This is a genomic window from Mesorhizobium sp. P2_E10 (genome assembly GCF_056404235.1).
In genome coordinates, this window is record NZ_JBFUEK010000006.1 from 1 (window position 1) to 17,045 (window position 17,045).

The following is a 17,045-nucleotide window of genomic DNA, read 5'->3' on the forward strand; positions in this document are numbered from 1 at the left end:
CGTCCAGCCAATCCTTAGAAACATCAACTCCACAAATGATCTTGTTCACGGTAACCTGCCTTGTGCGTACGGTTGGAACCAAGCGACTGTTCGGTCGTGCGTGACGAAGGCGAAGATCCCAAGCTCTCCCGCGGCTGTAACCTCAGGTGGTACGGGCGACTTCACCAAGCCAAGGTCCGGGCGGCCGCCCGGACCTTGGCTCAACCGCTTCAATCCCACGAAATCTCTCTCGTGCAGATACAAGGTGGCTCGGCGAAGCCGAGACGGAGAGGGGGAAGGCTCGACGTTCACAAGAATGCGGAGCAAACTCACCGGCGCCGCAGGCCCCCTCTCCGACCGCTTCGCGGCCACCTCTCTCCCCCGCTTTGCGGGGGCGAGGAACCCAAGCCTTGGTAGGTCAGTGCAAATGGTCCGTATCGAGTTGCCTTTGCCAGAGCCGCAGCTGTCGAGTATTTGTGGTTGATCGAGCCCTGACGCAGAGACTCACACCATGCACCTCACCTCGCTCCTGATCTTCGCCGCCGCTCTTTTCGTCGCCGCCGGTTCGCCCGGCCCGTCGATTGCTGCGCTCGTAGCGCGGGTGATCGCCAAGGGCTTTCGCGATGTGTTCCCTTTCCTGCTCGCCATGTGGATCGGCGAGGGCATCTGGCTGTCGCTGGCGGTGTTCGGGCTGGCGGTGGTGGCGCAGACCTTCCATTTCGCTTTCGTCGTGGTGAAATGGGTCGGCGTCGCCTATCTCGCTTACCTCGCCTGGAAGATGTGGACGGCACCGGTCGAGGCGCGCGAAGGCGAGATGCCACGCGAAGATTCGCCGGCAAAGCTGTTCTTTGCCGGCATGGCGGTTACGCTCGGCAACCCCAAGATCATGATGTTCTATCTGGCGCTGCTGCCGACGATCATCGACCTCGCTTCGGTCAGCCTCATCGGTTGGGTCGAGCTGACGGCGACCATGGCCGTGGTCCTGGTCGCCATCGATCTCGCCTGGGTGCTCGCCGCATCGCAGGCGCGCAAACTGTTGAAGAGCAAGCGGGCGATGAAGATTGCCAACCGCATCAGCGCCGGCACTATGGCCGGCGCTGCTGCGGCGATAGCGGCGCGGTCCTGAACCGGCGCGTCAACCCATCATATTGAGGATCGGCGCGATCTCGACGTTGCAGTTCGGCTCCATCAGGATCGGACAATCTTTGGCCTTGCTGGCGGCGTCGTCGATGTCTTTCGCTTCGATGATCGAATAGCCGCCGGTCGGGTTGCTGCCGCCATTGTTCTCGACCTTGCCGCCGGGCATGACGGTCTTCGACATGCCGACCGGATTGCCGCGGTCGACCACGGCAGAGCCAAGTTTTCCGAACCAGCCTGTCCAGGTATCGGTTAACGCCTTTAGATCGGCCTCGGTCGCCGGCATCTTGCCCGAGCCGTGATAGATGTAGAGAAACTTCGCCATGTTCTCCTCCCTGATCAGCGGCATCGAACCGGCATGCGGTCACGCCGCGTGCCGATCATCGGACCAAACCGGCAAACAAGCAACGGGGATGCGAGACAGCTAATATACGGCGCGGCTGTGACAGAGGCGATCCGCTATCGGGCCATGGCGTGATATTCATCGTTCGGCCGCATGTCGATGGCCGCTGCCACCCGGTTCGACATGTTGAAGAAGGCGGCGGTCGAGGCGATGTCCCAGATGTCGCGGTCGGAAAAGCCGGCCTGGCGCAAAGCTGCCCGGTCGGCCTCGACGATCTTTGCCGGCTCTTCGGTCAGCTTCACCGCAAATTCGAGCATCGCCGTCTGTCTGGCGGACAGGTTGGCGGCGCGAAAATTCATCACCATCATCTCGCCCAGCGACGGATCGCCGGACAGCTGGCGCACTGCCGCGCCATGCGCGGTCAGGCAGTAGTAGCAGTGATTGATGGAGGAGACGACGACCGCGATCATCTCGCGCTCCAGCTTCGACAGGCCGGAGCTGCCCAGCATCAGGTCGTTGTACATGTCGGTGAAGGCGCGCAGCTTCTTCTCGTCGAAGGCGTAGGCCCTGAGCACATTGGGGACGAGACCGAGCTTTTCCTCGCATTTCGCAAAATAGGCTTTTGTTGCGTCGCTCAGCTCCGTTTGTGCAAGGTCAAGCGCGGAAATCCTGCCGGACATGGGGCATTTCTCCTCTTTGGGCGCGGATCTGTCGCGGAATGCCGATATTTCTTCGCAAGCCGTCAAACCTTTGTCGCCAAATACCGGTCATCTGCTACCATAGTCGCAAAAGCATGTGACGGGAGGGAATTAGCGTCATGGCCAGCCTGAAATCCGCAGACAGCCCAAAAAAGAGCAAACCGATAAAGGGAGGTGCGGCAAAGGCGGGCGAAAAGCCCGGCAGGCTTGCCGACTACCTGCTTGCCCGGGCGCCGGCTGAAGACATCGCCGCCTATGACGTCGAAGATCTGGTACGCGCTGCCGATCTCGCCGGCCGTGCCGTTGCCAGGCACAAAAAGGGCGGTTGCGTCGTTGCCATAGATGTCGATTCCGGTGTCGTGCGCGAGGGCCGGCCGACGACGGTCATCACTGTCGTCAACGACAACATGCCGTTCCTGTTCGATTCCGTCCTTGGCGAGATCACCGAAAGCGCCGGCGAACCGCTGCTGGTCACCCACCCGGTCATCACCGTCAGGCACGGCAAGGGCGGCGTCGATGAAATCCTGGGCGATGGCGGCTACGCCAAGGGCGACGACAGCCAAGACCGGCTGAGCGTCATCCACGTCCATATCGGCCGCCTTTCAGCCGACCAGGCCGAGGCTTTGGCCGAGCGGTTGAAGAAGATACTCACCCAGGTGCGCGCTGCGGTCACCGACTGGAAGCCGATGCTGGCCCGCCTCGACCAGGCTATCCACGAATTCCGCTACGCGCCGATGCCCCTCGACAAGGCCAGCGTCACCGAGGCGATCGCCTTCCTCGAATGGCTGCGCGATGACAATTTCACCTTCCTCGGCATGCGCGAGTTCAAATACACCGGCGGCGAGAAGAGCGGCACTCTGGAGCGCGCCGACAAGCCCGGCCTCGGCATCCTGTCTGATCCCGACGTGCTGGTGCTCAGACGCGGCACCGAAGCGGTGACGACGACACCGGAAATCCGCGCCTTTCTGCATGGGCCCGAACCGCTGATCGTCACCAAGGCCAATGCCAAGTCGGCGGTGCACCGCCGCATCTATCTCGACTACATCGGCGTCAAGACCTACACCGCCAAGGGCGTGCTGTCGGGCGAACTGCGCATGGTCGGCCTGTTCACCTCGACCGCCTACACGCGCTCGGTGATGAAGATCCCCTATCTCAGGTCGAAAGCCGAAACCATCATCGCCAAGTCCGGCTTCAATCCGGGCGATCACTCCGGCAAGGCGCTGATCAATGTGCTGGAGAGCTATCCGCGCGATGAGCTGTTCCAGGTCCCGGTGCCGATCCTGCGCAAGCACGCCGAAGCCATCCTGGGGCTGGTCGAGCGGCCGCGCGTCAGGGCGCTGGTACGCGCCGACCAGTTCGACCGCTTCGTCTCGATCCTCGTCTTCGTGCCGCGCGACCGTTACGACAGCGTCGTGCGCGAAAAGATCGGCGCCTATCTGAAGACGGTGTTCGAAGGCCGGTTGTCGGCCTATTACCCGGCCTTCCCGGAAGGCGGGCTGGCGCGCGTGCATTTCATCATCGGCCGGTCCGGCGGCAAGACGCCGAAGATCGAACAGGCGACGATCGAAGCGGCGATCCGCGGCATCGTGCGGACCTGGGAAGACGCGCTGCGCGAAACCGCGGCCGAAACCGGCGCCGATGCGGCGCTTACGGCCATCGCCTCGCGCTTTTCGGAAAGCTACCGCGACAGTTTCCCGCCGGCAGTGGCGCTGGCGGACGCCGGACGCATCGCCAAAATCGATGCGTCCAATCCGATCGCCATCGACTATTACCGGCATGCCGACCAGAAGCCGCATCAGGCGGCGCTGAAGATCTTTCATCATGCCAGCCCGGTAGCGCTGTCGCGGCGGGTGCCGGTGCTGGAAAACATCGGCTTCCGGGTTATCAGCGAACGCACGTTCGAGGTCGGTGACGAAGCCTCCGGCATGGTCTTCGTGCACGACATGGAGCTGGAGAACAGCTACGGCAAGCCGATCGATCTCACTGACGGCGGCGCGCTGTTCGAGGATGCGTTCCTGTCGGTCTGGCGCGGCGATGTCGACAATGACGGCTATAACGGCCTTGCCCAGACCGCCGGCCTGTGGTCGGGCGAGGTCACCATCCTGCGCGCCTATGGCCGCTATCTGCAGCAAGCCGGCATCCCGCAGAGCCAGGACTTCATCGCCGCCGCGCTCAACCGCTACCCGGAGATCGCGCGCGGCCTACATGCGCTGTTCGTTGCCCGTCTGGGGCCGACCGCCGAAGGGGAAGGCGTGGTGGCGGCCAAGCATCTCAAGGCCAAGATCAAGGACGCGCTGGAGGACGTCCCCAACATCGACGACGACACCATCATCCGCCGCTACCTCAATCTGATCGAAGCGTCGCTGCGAACCAATCATTTCGTTGCCGAAACGAAAGAAAAGGGCCAGTCGCTGGCGATCAAGCTCGATTCGCATGCAGTCGACGGTTTGCCGGCGCCACGGCCCTGGCGCGAGATCTTCGTCTACGGGTCCGAGGTCGAGGGCGTGCATCTGCGCTTCGGCCCGGTTGCGCGCGGTGGCCTGCGCTGGTCGGACCGTGCCCAGGATTACCGCACCGAGGTGCTCGGCCTGGTCAAGGCGCAGCAGGTCAAGAACGCCGTCATCGTGCCGGTCGGCGCCAAGGGCGGTTTCTTTCCCAAGCGTCTGCCGGTCGGTGGCAGCCGCGACGCGATCTTCGAAGCCGGCACGTCGGCCTACAAGAACTACGTCTCCAGCCTGTTGTCGATCACCGACAATATCGGCCTCGACGGCATCATCCCGCCGGCCGGCGTGGTGCGCCGCGACCCTGACGATCCCTATTTCGTCGTCGCCGCCGACAAGGGCACGGCGACCTTCTCCGACACCGCCAATGCGATCTCGGAGAAGCATGGCTTCTGGCTAGACGATGCCTTTGCCAGCGGCGGGTCGGCCGGCTACGACCACAAGAAGATGGGCATCACCGCCAAGGGCGCCTGGGAAGCGGTGAAGCGGCATTTCCGCGAGATCAATCGCGACATCCAGACCACGCCGTTCACCGTCGTCGGCGTCGGCGACATGTCGGGCGACGTGTTCGGCAACGGCATGCTGCTATCGCCGCAGACACGGCTGATCGCCGCCTTCGACCATCGCGACATCTTCATCGATCCCGACCCGGATATGGCGGCGTCGATGGCCGAACGCGAGCGCATGTTCGCCCTGCCGCGCTCAAGCTGGCAGGACTACGACAAGACCAAGCTGTCCGAGGGCGGCGTCATCGTCTCGCGCAGCCAGAAGTCGATCACGCTGCCGGCGGCGGCAGCAGCAGCCATCGGGCTTGACAAGACGACCGCGACACCGGTCGAGATCATGAAGGCCATTCTCAAGGCGCCGGTCGACCTTCTGTGGTTCGGCGGTATCGGCACGTATCTGAGGGCATCGACCGAAACCAACGGCGATGTCGGCGACCGCGCCAATGACGCGATCCGTATCACCGCGCTCGACGTGCGCGCCAAGGTGATCGGCGAGGGCGCCAATCTCGGCGTGACGCAGCGCGCACGCATCGAGTTCGGCCTGAATGGCGGCCGCTGCAATTCCGACGCCATCGACAATTCGGGCGGCGTCAATTGCTCCGACGTCGAGGTCAACATCAAGATCGCGCTGGCGTCGGCCATGCGCAAGGGATCGCTGACCCGCCCGGCGCGCAACAAATTGCTGGCCGAGATGACCGGCGAGGTCGGCGGCCTGGTGCTGTCCAACAATTACGAGCAGACGCTGGCGCTTTCCATCGCCCGCAAGCGCGGCCTTGCCGACATTGCGCATCAGAGCCGCTTCATGGCGGCGCTGGAGGCACGCGGCCTGCTCGACCGCGCCGTTGAGACGCTGCCGTCGCCGGCAGCGCTTGCCGAGCGCGAGGCGCGCGGCGAGCCGCTGACCCGGGCCGAACTTGGCGTGCTGCTCGCCTATGCCAAGATCGTGCTGTTTTCCGACATCGTCGCCAGCGACGTGCCTGATGACGCGCATTTCGAGCGCGACCTGATGGGTTATTTCCCTGATCGCATGGCGAAGAAGTATGGCGACGAAATCCGCAACCACCGGCTGCGCCGCGAGATCATCGCCCGCGTCGTCGCCAATGACCTGGTCAATCGCGGCGGACCGTCCTTCGTCAACCGGCTGCAGGAAGCCACCGGCCGCACCGCGGCCGACGTGGTGCGCACCTTCGCCGTGGTGCGCGACGGCTTCGCGCTGCCGGCGCTCTATCGCGAGATCGATGCGCTCGACAACCAGATCGACGGCCAGGTGCAACTCGATCTCTACCAGTCGGTTAGCCGGCTTATTTTTATGACCAGCGGCTGGTATCTGAAGAACGATGCCGGCATCGCGCCGCTTGGCCAGCGCATCGCCGAACTGCAGGACGCGCGCAAGGCACTCGAGCCAAAACTCGGCTCGCTGCTGCCGGCCTTCTCGCGCGAGCGGATCGAGGAAAAACGGCATGGCCTGTTCAAGGGCGGTGCGCCGGAGAAACTGGCCGAACGGCTGGCGCTGGCCGATATGGCGGAACTCATCCCCGACATCGCGCTGACGGCACGCATGGCGAATGCCGATATCGTCGCTGCGGCGAAGGCCTTCTTTGCGGTCAGCGATGCCTTCCGCATTCCGCGCGTCGAGGATGCGGCGCGCTCGATCACGCCGTCGGACTATTACGACCAGTTGGCGCTCTCCCGCGCCACCGACACGATCGGCGCCGCTCGCCGCGGCATCGCGGTGGCGGCACTCACCGGCCACGCCAAGGCGACGGATCCGGTGGCGGCATGGCTGGAGGCCGGCGGCGAAAGGGTGGCGCGCATCCGCGAGCGGCTGCAGGCGCTGACCGAAGGCGGCGACATTACCGTGTCGCGGCTATCGGTGGCCTCGGGGCTGATGAGCGATCTGACGGGGATGTGATCATCTTCGCAAGGCTGGCGCCGCCACTCATTGCCCTGCCGGGCACTTCTCCCCGTATAGGGACGGGGAGAAAGGGCTGACCCAGCCTTGGCGCCCTCATTGCAACGCCGGCGATTGGCGAAATCATCAATGAGGGCGACCCTCTCCCCGTCCCTATACGGGGAGAGGATGCCGGCAGGCAGGTGAGGGGCAGCAGCAAACTTCGTCGGTTTGCATGGTCGTCAAAAACATGCAGACATGGCGCCCGACACGGGCGGTGCCGGGGGAATCAGCATGGCGGCGGTAGAGACAGTGCAGCGGGCGTCGGGACGCGGCATTTGGGGATGGATGTTCTTCGACTGGGCGGCACAGCCGTTCTTCACCGTCGTCACCACCTTCATTTTCGGCCCCTATTTTGCTTCGCGCATGGTCAGCGATCCGGTGATGGGTCAGGCAATCTGGGCCTGGGGTATCGCTGCCGCCGGCCTGGTCATTGCCGTTTTGTCGCCCATTCTTGGCTCGATCGCCGACCAGACCGGGCCGCGCAAGCCGTGGATCGCATTTTTCGCGTCGATCAAGATCACCAGTCTTTGCCTGTTGTGGTTGGCGGCGCCTGGCTCGAATGCATTCCTGATCGTGGCGTTGTTCTCGCTGGCCTCCGTCGCGGCGGAGTTCTCAACCGTGTTCAACGATTCCATGATGCCGCGCCTGGTGCCGAAGAGCGAGATCGGCCGCATCTCCAACATTGCCTGGGGCCTCGGCTATCTCGGCGGCATGGTCGCGCTGATCTTTGTCATCGCCTGCATGGCCGGCTCGGCGGAAACCGGCAAGACGATCCTTGGCCTCAATCCCATCTTCGGGCTCGACCCGAAGCTCGGCGAAGATGCACGCGCCACCGGGCCACTGTCGGCCGGCTGGTATTTCCTCTTCATCCTGCCGATGTTCTTTTTCACCCCGGATGCCGTCAAAGGCATCCCCATCCGGCCGGCCGTACGCCAGGGCCTGTCCGAGCTGAAGTCGACACTGGCCGAAGCGCGCAAGCGTGGCGGCATCTTCCGCTTCCTTGTCGCCCGCATGATCTATCAGGACGGCGTCAACGCGCTGCTGACGCAGGGCGGCGTGTTTGCTGCGGCGATGTTCGGCTGGTCGATCACCGAGATCGGTATTTTCGGCATCATCCTCAATGTCGTCGCCATCTTCGGCTGCTGGATTGCCGCCCGCGTGGACACGGCCTTCGGCTCCAAAGTGGTTGTGATGATCGCGCTTGTGATGCTGACGGTGGCCACCGCCGGCATCGTCTCGACCGGACCAGGTTTCACGCTGCTTGGCCTCATACAGCTCTCGACCACCGATTCGGGCGGTCTGTTCGGCACAGCGGCGGAGAAGGCCTATATTCTCTATGGGCTTTTGATCGGGCTGGCCTTCGGGCCGGTGCAGGCGTCGTCGCGCTCCTACATGGCGCGCAGCGTGACAGCTGCCGAATCAGGCCGCTATTTCGGCATCTATGCGCTGTCGGGCCGGGCGACCAGTTTCCTGGCGCCGTTCCTGTTGGCAACGATCAGCTGGGCCACCGACTCAGCGCGGCTCGGCATGGCGGTGATCATCCTGTTCCTCGGCATCGGCATTGCGATATTGATCAAGACGCCATATCCGGCGGATCAGCCGGTGGAGTAGTTTTACCCTCCCCCTTGTGGGGAGGGTCGATCCGCGAAGCGGAGCGGGGTGGGGGTGCGGCGCCAATCACCCCACACCGGCGCGCTCGCTTGCGAGCGCACCGACCCTCCCCATCAAGGGGAGGGTAAAAGCGCTAATGCCTGAAATGCCTCACACCCGTAAACACCATCGCTATGCCGTGCGCGTCGGCGGCGGCGATGACATCGTCGTCGCGCATTGAGCCGCCCGGCTGGATGACGGCGGTGGCGCCGGCTTCGATGGCTGAGATCAGCCCATCGGCGAAGGGGAAGAAAGCATCGGAGGCGACCACCGAGCCCTTGGTCAGTGGCTCGGCCAGACCAGCGGCCTCGGCGGCGTCGAGCGCCTTGCGGGCGGCGATGCGCGAGGAATCGACGCGGCTCATCTGGCCGGCGCCGATGCCGACGGTGGCGCCATCTTTGGCGTAGACGATGGCGTTCGACTTGACGTGCTTGGCGATGCGGAAGGCAAATTTGAGATCGGCCATCTCTGCCGGCGTCGGCGTGCGCCTGGTCACCACTTTTAGCTCAAGGTCGTCGACGACCGCATTGTCACGGCCCTGGACGAGCAGTCCGCCGGCGACGGATTTGACGGTGATGCCGGCGGTGCGCGGATCGGGCAGTCCGCCGGTGACCAGCAGCCGCAGATTCTTCCGGGCGGCGACGACGCGGATTGCTTCTTCGGAGGCGTCCGGCGCGATGATCACTTCGGTGAAGGTCTTGACGATCTCTTCCGCCGCCTCGGCATCGAGGATGCGGTTCATGGCGACGATGCCGCCAAAGGCCGAGACCGGGTCGCAGGCCAGCGCCTTGGCATAGGCTGATATCAGCGACGCGCCTTCGGCGACGCCGCACGGGTTGGCGTGCTTGATGATGGCGACGGCTGCGGAGCGCGCCGGATCGAACTCGCCGACCAGTTCGAAGGCGGCGTCGGTGTCGTTGATGTTGTTGTAGGAAAGCTGCTTGCCCTGCAGCTGGCGCACTGTGGCGACACCCGGCCGCTTGTCACCGTTGATGTAGAAGCCGGCGCTCTGGTGCGGGTTCTCGCCGTAGCGCATGACGCTGTCCAGCCTGCCGCCGAAGGCGCGCCAGGTCGGATGCTCGATCTCCAGCGCTTCGGCGAACCAGCCGGAGATCGCCGCGTCATAGGTGGCGGTGCGGGCAAAGGCCTTGGCCGCCAGCTTCTTGCGGAAATCCAGCGAGAGGGAACCGATATTCATCTCCAGCGCATTGAGCACCGAGGCATAGTCGCCGGGGTCGGTGACGATGGCGACATAGGCGTGATTCTTGGCCGAGGCGCGGATCATCGCCGGGCCGCCAATGTCGATGTTCTCGACGATCGAGGCGTAGTCGGCGCCGGAACGGCGCACCTCCTCGAACGGGTAGAGGTTGGAAACCAAAAGGTCGATCGGCTCGATCTTGTGGTCGCGCATCGCCTTGGCATGCTCAGGGTCGTCGCGCACGCCAAGCAGGGCGCCATGCACCGAGGGATGCAGCGTCTTGACGCGGCCGTCCATGATCTCGGGAAAGCCGGTGAGCTCGGAGACGTCACGCACCGCCAGGCCGGCTTCGGCGATGGCCTTGGCCGTGCCGCCGGTTGAGACCAGTTCGACGCCAGCCGCGGCCAATCCCCTGGCGAAGTCGATCAGGCCGGTCTTGTCGAAAACGGAAAGCAGCGCGCGGCGGACGGGAACGAGGTCGGGCGCGGGAATGTTCTTGGCGGCGACGGCCATGGGCTGGCGGCCTTTCGAGGCTTGATTTGAAGCGTCCGCGGGCCGTAGCACATGAGATCAGGAAATCAAACCGCAAGCGCGGCGAGTGCAGACACAGTCAGTTGTTTTCCGGGTAACCGGCGATGGTCGTGCGCGTCAGCTGCCAGTGAACCTCTGATATCTCCGAGGCCTTGAAGGCAAGCACGATCTGGCGGCTGCGGCGTGGGCCGCCAAGACCGGCGAAGTAGATCGACTCATCGACCTCCGGCACCACTTCGGCGCAGGTGAACACCCAGGTGTCGGCGCCGTCGGCGGCCAGCACCAGCCGGTCATGCTCGTCCTGCAGCACGTTGATGTCGGGATGGATGTGGAAGCGCAGGGTGACGAAATCGCGGCCATTGTTGCGGATCGCAGCATTGCCGGGCCGCTGGATGCGGTCCCTACCGGCAAGCACATTGCCGTCCGACGACAGTTTCAGTTCGCGTTCATGCAGGAAGCCGAAGCGTGCGACATAGCCGTCGTGGCGGGCGATGAAGCCCTGCATGCCCTTCTGGTCGATGCGTTTGCAGGGCACATGCTGCGGGCCGCCGATCAAGGGTGTGCCGAGCAGGTCGTTGACGCGCAGCGAATGGCTGAAGCGCCCCGACGAGGTGTCGTTGATGGTGGCGGTCGAATGCGCCGCGGTGGCACGCGCCAGCGGCCGGAATTCAGCGGCGCCATAAGTGTCGATGCCGGCATTCACGACATAGTGCTGGCGGCCCGAGGATAGTTCGAAGGCGAGGCAGCCGGCATGCGCTGCGTTCGACACGTCGACCGGCGGCGGCAGGCCGGTATCGGCGATCACCGTCACGCCGCCCATGGACAGCCGCTCATAACCCGAATGCGGCGCGTGCAGCAGTGGCGCGCCGGCGGTGTCGTCGTGACGCAGAATGGTGGCGATACGGTCATGGATGGTGGCGCCCATGCCGTTGAAGCGGGCGAGGCTGCCATCCTGATGGCGAAAGAAGCGCAGTGCCGGCAGCATGCGGTCGATGGCGCCCATCAGCGCGGCCGGCGGTGTCTCCGCCTGGTTGGCATAGGTCTGGCGCAGCGGCAGAAGGTCGGCGAGCAGTTCGAGAACCGTCATCGGATTGCGTGAGATATGGCCGCCATCGGCAAGGATCTGGCGGTCTAGCTCCTCGGCGAGATTGCGGGTGGCGCCGCGCAGCGCCGATGCCGGCGCCGGCAGCGACAGAGCGGCAAAGGCCAGTGCAATGCGGGCGCGCAGCCTGTCCTTGCCGTCCGGCATTTCGCGCGCCATCGACCTGAGATAGCGGATCTGGACGGCAAGCGATTTCAGGAAGGAGCGGTAGAACGGGAACTCGGCGCCCTGCAGCACAACCGAGGAATGCTGCAACCAGGCAATGACGCGCTTGGCCGTGGTGCCTGGCTCCCAGGCGACGCCGGAAATATTGCTGCCATGGATGGCGATCCAGTCGGAAACCAGCGCACGGGCGTTGGCGGCGGCGAGCTCGGTGCCGGCGGCACGCATGTGGCGCAGCCAGCGAAAGCCGTGCAGCGTCTTCAGCCAGCCGCGATTGGAGACCCCGATCTGGAACGGCGACTTGCCGCCGGTCTCGACCAGATGTCCCGACAGCGGATAGCGGCCATAATAGATCTCGAGCGCAATTTGCGGGTCGGCGAGGCGCAGATCCGGCGGCGCGATGAGGACGCGTTCGGGCGTGCGGCCGGAATAGCGCCAGCGATAGACAGGCCCGGCACGCAAGCGCCGGCGCGCCTTGCGCCAGAACTCCTTCGCGACAAGCGTCCAAAGACGCGTCGTGCTGCCGGCAGCGAGTGCCAAAACCCCTCCTGATCGTCACATACCCCGACACAAGTTTATATGATTCAAGAACTTATGCGAAGGCGAATTCCACTGGCGTGAAGGAGTTCACGCCGTTGCCGTCGGACCAGCCCCAAAAAAGTCAGCACATTTCGGAGATCAAGTCCCTGATCGCGCTCACGTCCGCCTGTGGTGGCTACGGAACGCGCTGGGCGAACACTTCTCGCGATCGCGAAAGAGCCGCGAAAAATAAAACGCATCGTGGATGCCGACCGCAGCCGCGACAGACTCCACCGGGGAATCGGAGGCGACCAGCAATTGCTTGGCAAGGTCGAGCCGTATGCGCAGCTGAAATGCCTTGGGCGACATGCCGGTGGCCAGCGCAAACTTGCGGCGCAGCGTCGCCGGCGAGATGCCGAATTTCGCGGCGAACGCGTTGAGGTCGAGCCGATCGAGCGCGCAACTGCGCAGTTCGTCTACGACATGCTGAAAATCGGGGGCGCGCCGAAAATCGGGATCTTGTTTGCGGTTGTTCCCTTGGGTCGCCTGCCTGGCGGCCTGCACAACGATTGCGTGCATGGTGGCAGCGGCTTCCGCCTGGCTAAGCACGGTATCCAACGACAGTTCGGCGTGCAGCCTGTCGAACAGGCGGTGCATTTCGCCCAGGTCGTGCAAGGCAATGACGGGTTCTTCTTCGGCGATGAGCCGCAGCCGCGTGAAATCGCGCGTCATAGCGCCCTCGAAGAGCGCCCAGCGTTCGGTCCATCCCGACGCGTCCGGTCCATAGGAATGTATCTTGCCGGGAAATAGCCAGAACAAGGCCGGCGCAGCGATCGCCTGCGTGCCGCCAGCCCTGGTTTCAAGCCAGCCTTGCCCCTCCTCGACGAGCACGACGGCGAAATCCGGCAGCCTGCGATTTGTGATTGCCTGGGTGACACGATGCCGGCCGACGCCCGTTGCCGACAGGCCACCGGCAGCGGCCGGCGGCGATCTGTACAGCGCGAAGTCCCGTTCTGGCATGAGCGAAAAGTCCAGCTTTACTTTCTGTCCATGGGCAGAGTGTTAAGTTCTATGGCAGCATTTCGCCGAAACGACACGCCATAGGTGATCGAAATGTCAAGCCTTGCCGCCGGGGCACAACGCGAAGCCGCTGTTCTTCCTGTCGATCTGATCGCCAACGGCAAGGTGTTGTCGACAGCGCAAAACCGGTTGGGATATCTCACCCCGACCGACCCCTCGGTCGGTGTCGAGACGATCCGCAAGCTGTTTGCGGCGCAGGGCTATGTCTGGCTGAAGGGTCTGCTGCCGCGCCGCGACGTGGTCGATTTTCGCGGCTTTGTGTTTTCATATATGGCGGATACCGGGCTGCTCAAACCCGGGCTCGATCCGTCGCTCGGCATAGCGGCAGCCGGCACCTTTGACCGCCAGCTCGCCGACCGCCGGCTGATGTCGCTGGTTCGCTCTGCCGCCTATGAAGGCTTTTGCGCGCAACCACCTCTGTCCCGCTTCATGGACAGGTTCCTGGGCGGGCTGTCCTACCTGCACAAGCGGAAGATCATGCGCTTCACCCAGCCGGGAACATCGGCTGCGACGCCGGCGCATTACGATCTTGTCTATCTGCGTGGCGGTACCAGCCGGATCGTCACGGCCTGGATTCCGCTCGGCGACATTTCAGTCGATATGGGCGGCCTGGTTTACCTCGAGGGGTCTCATGCGATCGGCGCTGACATGGAAGCCCGGTTCAACAGGGACAATGCCGGCATGGACGCCCAGGAGCGCATCAGCGCCTACAACCGCAACATGGCCGAGGGCGGCTGGGTGTCGAAAGATCTGCCCGAAATCGCGGAGCGGTTCGACGCGCGCTGGCTGATCGCAGATTTCGAGGCCGGCGATGTCGTTCTTCACTCGCCCTACATGATCCATGCCTCGACGACCAACCAGAGCCTGGACGGGCGCATCCGGCTTTCCACCGATATCCGCTTTCAAAACGTCGATGACGAAATTGATGCGCGGTGGGGGAACCACTGGTCCCTGGACGACATGCTTTAAGGCATCGCAAACGTTCGGAATTAGCCGAGGCACCACAACTTCGTCATCCTAGGGCGAAGCAGGAGCGAAGCTCCGTCGCGGAGACCCTAGGATCCATGCCGTGACCTCGATCGAAGGATGCAACGGAGCAGAATACTGCACCGTTTCAATGCTTTAACGTCACGGCATGGATTCCGGGGTCTGCGCCGCGTCGCTTCGCTCCTTGCTCCGCCCCAGAATGACGAAGTCACCAAGGCTGCGGCCAATCACCAAGGCATGCGATCCGCCTACGCAAGCACTAGAAGTCCTAGGCTACCCGCCGCATGCGGGCGGCGAAGAAGCCGTCGAGACCGGAAACTCCAGGCGAACCAAGGTCGAGATCGGCGGGCGTGGTGCGCAGCGTGCCCTCTGGCGTCAGGAAGTTATCCATGCCGGCGATCTCACCCGGTTTTAGAGGATCGTCGACGATGCCGGCCGTCTGGGCGAGGAAGCTGCGATAGAGGTCTTCCCCCTCATGCGGGTCGAGCGAGCAATTGGAAAAGACGATGCGTCCGCCCGGCTTGACCAAGGTGACGGCGCGCGCCAGCAATTTTCGCTGCAGGTCGGCGAGTTTCTCGACATCGGCGGCCGTCTTGGTCCAGGGCACGTCGGGGTGTCGCCGCACCGTACCGGTGGAGGAGCAGGGGGCGTCGAGCAGGACGGCGTCGAACAGTTCCGCCGGCTGGTATTTCAGCAAATCGGCCTGGACGATCTCGGCCGAGAGGCCGAGGCGTTCGAGATTTTGCGTCAGCCGCGCCAGCCGGTTCTTCGAGGTGTCGACAGCGGTGACCTTGGCGCCGGCAAGAATCAGCTGCGCGGTCTTGCCGCCCGGCGCGGCGCAGAGATCGGCGACGCGAAGCCCTTGCACATCGCCGAACAGCCGGGCCGGAAAGCTGGCTGCCGCATCCTGCACCCACCAGGCGCCGTCCGCGAAGCCGGGCAGTTCGGTGACCGACGCGCTGAGCTTTTCCACGCGCACGGTGCCGGTCGGCAGCACGATGCCGCCGAGCTTCTCCGCCCAGAGAGCCGCATCGGATTTGACCGAGAAGTCGACCGGCGCCTCGACGCGGTGGGCAGCGAGAATTTGCCTGGTCTTGTCGACGCCATAGGCGGCTTTTAGCCGATCGGAAAACCATTTTGGCGCTTCGTCGGTGGCGGCGAGGGCGGCGGTCAGCTCGGCTTCCTTCGCTCGCGCCAGCGTGCGCAGCACACCGTTGACGAGGCCGGAGAAACGCTGCGTGCGTGGGTCGGACTTGGCGTGGGTCACGGCAAGGTCGACGGCGGCGCTGTCGGGAATGTCGAGGAACAGGATCTGCGCCGCCGCCACATGCAGTATGTGCGACAGTGCCGTGGCGTTGGGCGGCAGCGACTTTTCCAGACGCCGCGCCAGCAGCCCTGAAATGGTCATGCGGTAGCGCAGCGCGGTGACCAATATGGCGCGCACCAGGCCACGGTCGCGCAGGTCGAGCGCCCTGTATTGCGGGTGGCCGTTCTCGTGGTCGGTCAGTCCGTCCAGCGGCGTCCGGGCGTCGATGACGGCGGCGAGCAGCCGGGCGGCCGCCTTACGGGCGGCGAGGCCGGCCACCGGTCCATCGGCGTCGCCTGTTTCACGATCGGCTGAAATTGCGGGCCGGGGCCTGGCCCCGCTCACGACCACGGACCCTTGGGTCCGGTCGGATTGCGGCCCCACGGGTTGGATTTCGGCTGCGCGGGCTCAGCCGGCGGCTGCGGCTCGGCTGGCTTGCCCCACGGTCCCGCCGATGGCTGCTCGTCCGCCTGGCGGAGCGTCGGTGCCTGGCGTGGCGCTGCCTGCGGCGCGCCGGCCATTTCGCGCGCCATCGCCTGCAGGGCAGTGATGCGGTTGTCGGTGTTCGGGTGGGTGGAAAACAGACTGTCCATGCGCTCGCCGGAAAGGGGATTGATGATGAAGAGGTGGGCGGTCGCCGGATTGCGTTCCGCGTCCGGGTTACGGATGCGTTCGGCGCCGCGGGCGATTTTGTCAAGGGCAGAAGCCAGCCATAGCGGGTTTCCGACGATCTCGGCGCCGCGCCGGTCGGCCTCGTATTCGCGGGTGCGGCTGACCGCCATCTGCACGATCATGGCGGCGAACGGCGCCACCATCATCGCCACCAGCACGCCGACAAAGCCGAACGGGTTGTTGTTGTCGCGGTTGCCGCCGAAGAAAAAGGCGAAATTGCCGAGCATCGAGATCGCGCCGGCAAGCGTGGCGACGATGGTCATGGTCAATGTGTCGCGGTGCTCCACGTGCGCCAGTTCGTGCGCCATGACAGCCGCGACTTCTTCATGCGTCAGGGCCTGCAACAGACCGGTGGAGGCGGCGACCGCGGCATTTTGCGGATTGCGGCCGGTGGCGAAGGCGTTCGGCTGCGGGTTGTCGATCAGATAGGTTTTCGGCATAGGCAAGCCGGCCCGATTGGCGAGGTCGCGCACGATGGCGTAATATTCAGGCGCGGTTTTCTCGTCGACCTCGACGGCGCGGTTCATCGACAGCACCATCTTGTCGGCGTTCCAGTAGCTGAACAGATTCATGCCGGCGGCGAACAGCAGCGCGATCATCATGCCGCCGGTGCCGCCGATCAGAAGGCCGACGCCCATGAACAGCGCCGTCATCGCGGCGAGAAGCATGGCGGTGCGCAAAGTGTTCATCGTCTGCTCCGTGTGGGTCGGTGGTAAAAAG

General features: G+C 64.3%; 11 protein-coding genes. 4 read left to right on the forward strand and 7 right to left on the reverse strand.

All coding sequences use genetic code 11. The annotated features are described in order from the left end of the window. The first annotated feature begins 490 nt into the window (after positions 1-490). Positions 491-1,105 carry a LysE family translocator gene (locus AC1D0N_RS17195; RefSeq protein ID WP_477245915.1) on the forward strand — a complete coding sequence of 205 codons (615 nt, stop codon included), beginning with the start codon at positions 491-493 and terminating at the stop codon, positions 1,103-1,105. A gap of 9 nt (positions 1,106-1,114) precedes the next feature. On the opposite strand, the gene AC1D0N_RS17200 is transcribed toward AC1D0N_RS17195, so the two are convergent. Then, positions 1,115-1,441 (reverse strand): hypothetical protein, encoded by a 327-nt coding sequence (locus AC1D0N_RS17200; RefSeq protein WP_477245917.1) that lies wholly within the window; start codon positions 1,439-1,441, stop codon positions 1,115-1,117. A 134-nt stretch (positions 1,442-1,575) separates the two neighbouring features. Beyond that, positions 1,576-2,139: a peroxidase-related enzyme gene (locus AC1D0N_RS17205; RefSeq protein WP_477245918.1), complete on the reverse strand. Its 564-nt coding sequence runs from the start codon at positions 2,137-2,139 to the stop codon at positions 1,576-1,578. Positions 2,140-2,276: 137 nt separating this feature from the next. On the opposite strand from AC1D0N_RS17205, the gene AC1D0N_RS17210 reads away from it, so the two are divergent. After that, the gene (locus AC1D0N_RS17210; protein ID WP_477245919.1) at positions 2,277-7,076 is read left to right on the forward strand and encodes an NAD-glutamate dehydrogenase; all 4,800 of its coding nucleotides are present in this window, start codon (positions 2,277-2,279) and stop codon (positions 7,074-7,076) included. Positions 7,077-7,349: 273 nt separating this feature from the next. Continuing rightward, positions 7,350-8,729, forward strand: a complete 1,380-nt coding sequence (locus tag AC1D0N_RS17215) for an MFS transporter (RefSeq protein WP_477245920.1) — start codon at positions 7,350-7,352, stop codon at positions 8,727-8,729. 133 nt (positions 8,730-8,862) lie between these two features. On the opposite strand, the gene purH is transcribed toward AC1D0N_RS17215, so the two are convergent. The 3 genes from purH to AC1D0N_RS17230 form a co-directional block, all read right to left on the reverse strand. Beyond that, positions 8,863-10,479: a bifunctional phosphoribosylaminoimidazolecarboxamide formyltransferase/IMP cyclohydrolase gene (gene purH / locus AC1D0N_RS17220; RefSeq protein WP_477245921.1), complete on the reverse strand. Its 1,617-nt coding sequence runs from the start codon at positions 10,477-10,479 to the stop codon at positions 8,863-8,865. 97 nt (positions 10,480-10,576) lie between these two features. Next, positions 10,577-12,301 carry a heparinase II/III family protein gene (locus AC1D0N_RS17225; RefSeq protein ID WP_477245922.1) on the reverse strand — a complete coding sequence of 575 codons (1,725 nt, stop codon included), beginning with the start codon at positions 12,299-12,301 and terminating at the stop codon, positions 10,577-10,579. Positions 12,302-12,457: 156 nt separating this feature from the next. Continuing rightward, entirely contained in the window at positions 12,458-13,300 is an 843-nt protein-coding gene (locus AC1D0N_RS17230; RefSeq protein WP_477245923.1) for a helix-turn-helix transcriptional regulator, read from the reverse strand. A 93-nt stretch (positions 13,301-13,393) separates the two neighbouring features. Here AC1D0N_RS17230 and AC1D0N_RS17235 point away from each other — a divergent pair, with 93 nt between their 5' ends. Further along, positions 13,394-14,329: a phytanoyl-CoA dioxygenase family protein gene (locus tag AC1D0N_RS17235; RefSeq protein WP_477245925.1), complete on the forward strand. Its 936-nt coding sequence runs from the start codon at positions 13,394-13,396 to the stop codon at positions 14,327-14,329. A gap of 286 nt (positions 14,330-14,615) precedes the next feature. Here the strand turns inward: AC1D0N_RS17235 and AC1D0N_RS17240 are convergent, their stop codons facing one another. Then, the gene (locus AC1D0N_RS17240; RefSeq protein ID WP_477245926.1) at positions 14,616-16,004 is read right to left on the reverse strand and encodes an RsmB/NOP family class I SAM-dependent RNA methyltransferase; all 1,389 of its coding nucleotides are present in this window, start codon (positions 16,002-16,004) and stop codon (positions 14,616-14,618) included. Next, positions 15,995-17,014, reverse strand: a complete 1,020-nt coding sequence (gene htpX / locus AC1D0N_RS17245) for a zinc metalloprotease HtpX (RefSeq protein WP_477245928.1) — start codon at positions 17,012-17,014, stop codon at positions 15,995-15,997. The genes AC1D0N_RS17240 and htpX overlap by 10 nt, the downstream gene beginning before the upstream one ends. Between the last annotated feature and the right edge of the window lie 31 nt (positions 17,015-17,045).

Excerpts from the sequence above, each read along its gene's own strand:
- purH (WP_477245921.1), bottom strand. The coding sequence starts at position 10,479 with ATGGCCGTCGCCGCCAAGAACATTCCCGCGCCCGACCTCGTTCCCGTC.
- AC1D0N_RS17215 (WP_477245920.1), top strand. The coding sequence starts at position 7,350 with ATGGCGGCGGTAGAGACAGTGCAGCGGGCGTCGGGACGCGGCATTTGG.
- htpX (WP_477245928.1), bottom strand. The coding sequence starts at position 17,014 with ATGAACACTTTGCGCACCGCCATGCTTCTCGCCGCGATGACGGCGCTG.
- AC1D0N_RS17200 (WP_477245917.1), bottom strand. The coding sequence starts at position 1,441 with ATGGCGAAGTTTCTCTACATCTATCACGGCTCGGGCAAGATGCCGGCG.
- AC1D0N_RS17205 (WP_477245918.1), bottom strand. The coding sequence starts at position 2,139 with ATGTCCGGCAGGATTTCCGCGCTTGACCTTGCACAAACGGAGCTGAGC.
- AC1D0N_RS17195 (WP_477245915.1), top strand. The coding sequence starts at position 491 with ATGCACCTCACCTCGCTCCTGATCTTCGCCGCCGCTCTTTTCGTCGCC.
- AC1D0N_RS17210 (WP_477245919.1), top strand. The coding sequence starts at position 2,277 with ATGGCCAGCCTGAAATCCGCAGACAGCCCAAAAAAGAGCAAACCGATA.
- AC1D0N_RS17230 (WP_477245923.1), bottom strand. The coding sequence starts at position 13,300 with ATGCCAGAACGGGACTTCGCGCTGTACAGATCGCCGCCGGCCGCTGCC.
- AC1D0N_RS17235 (WP_477245925.1), top strand. The coding sequence starts at position 13,394 with ATGTCAAGCCTTGCCGCCGGGGCACAACGCGAAGCCGCTGTTCTTCCT.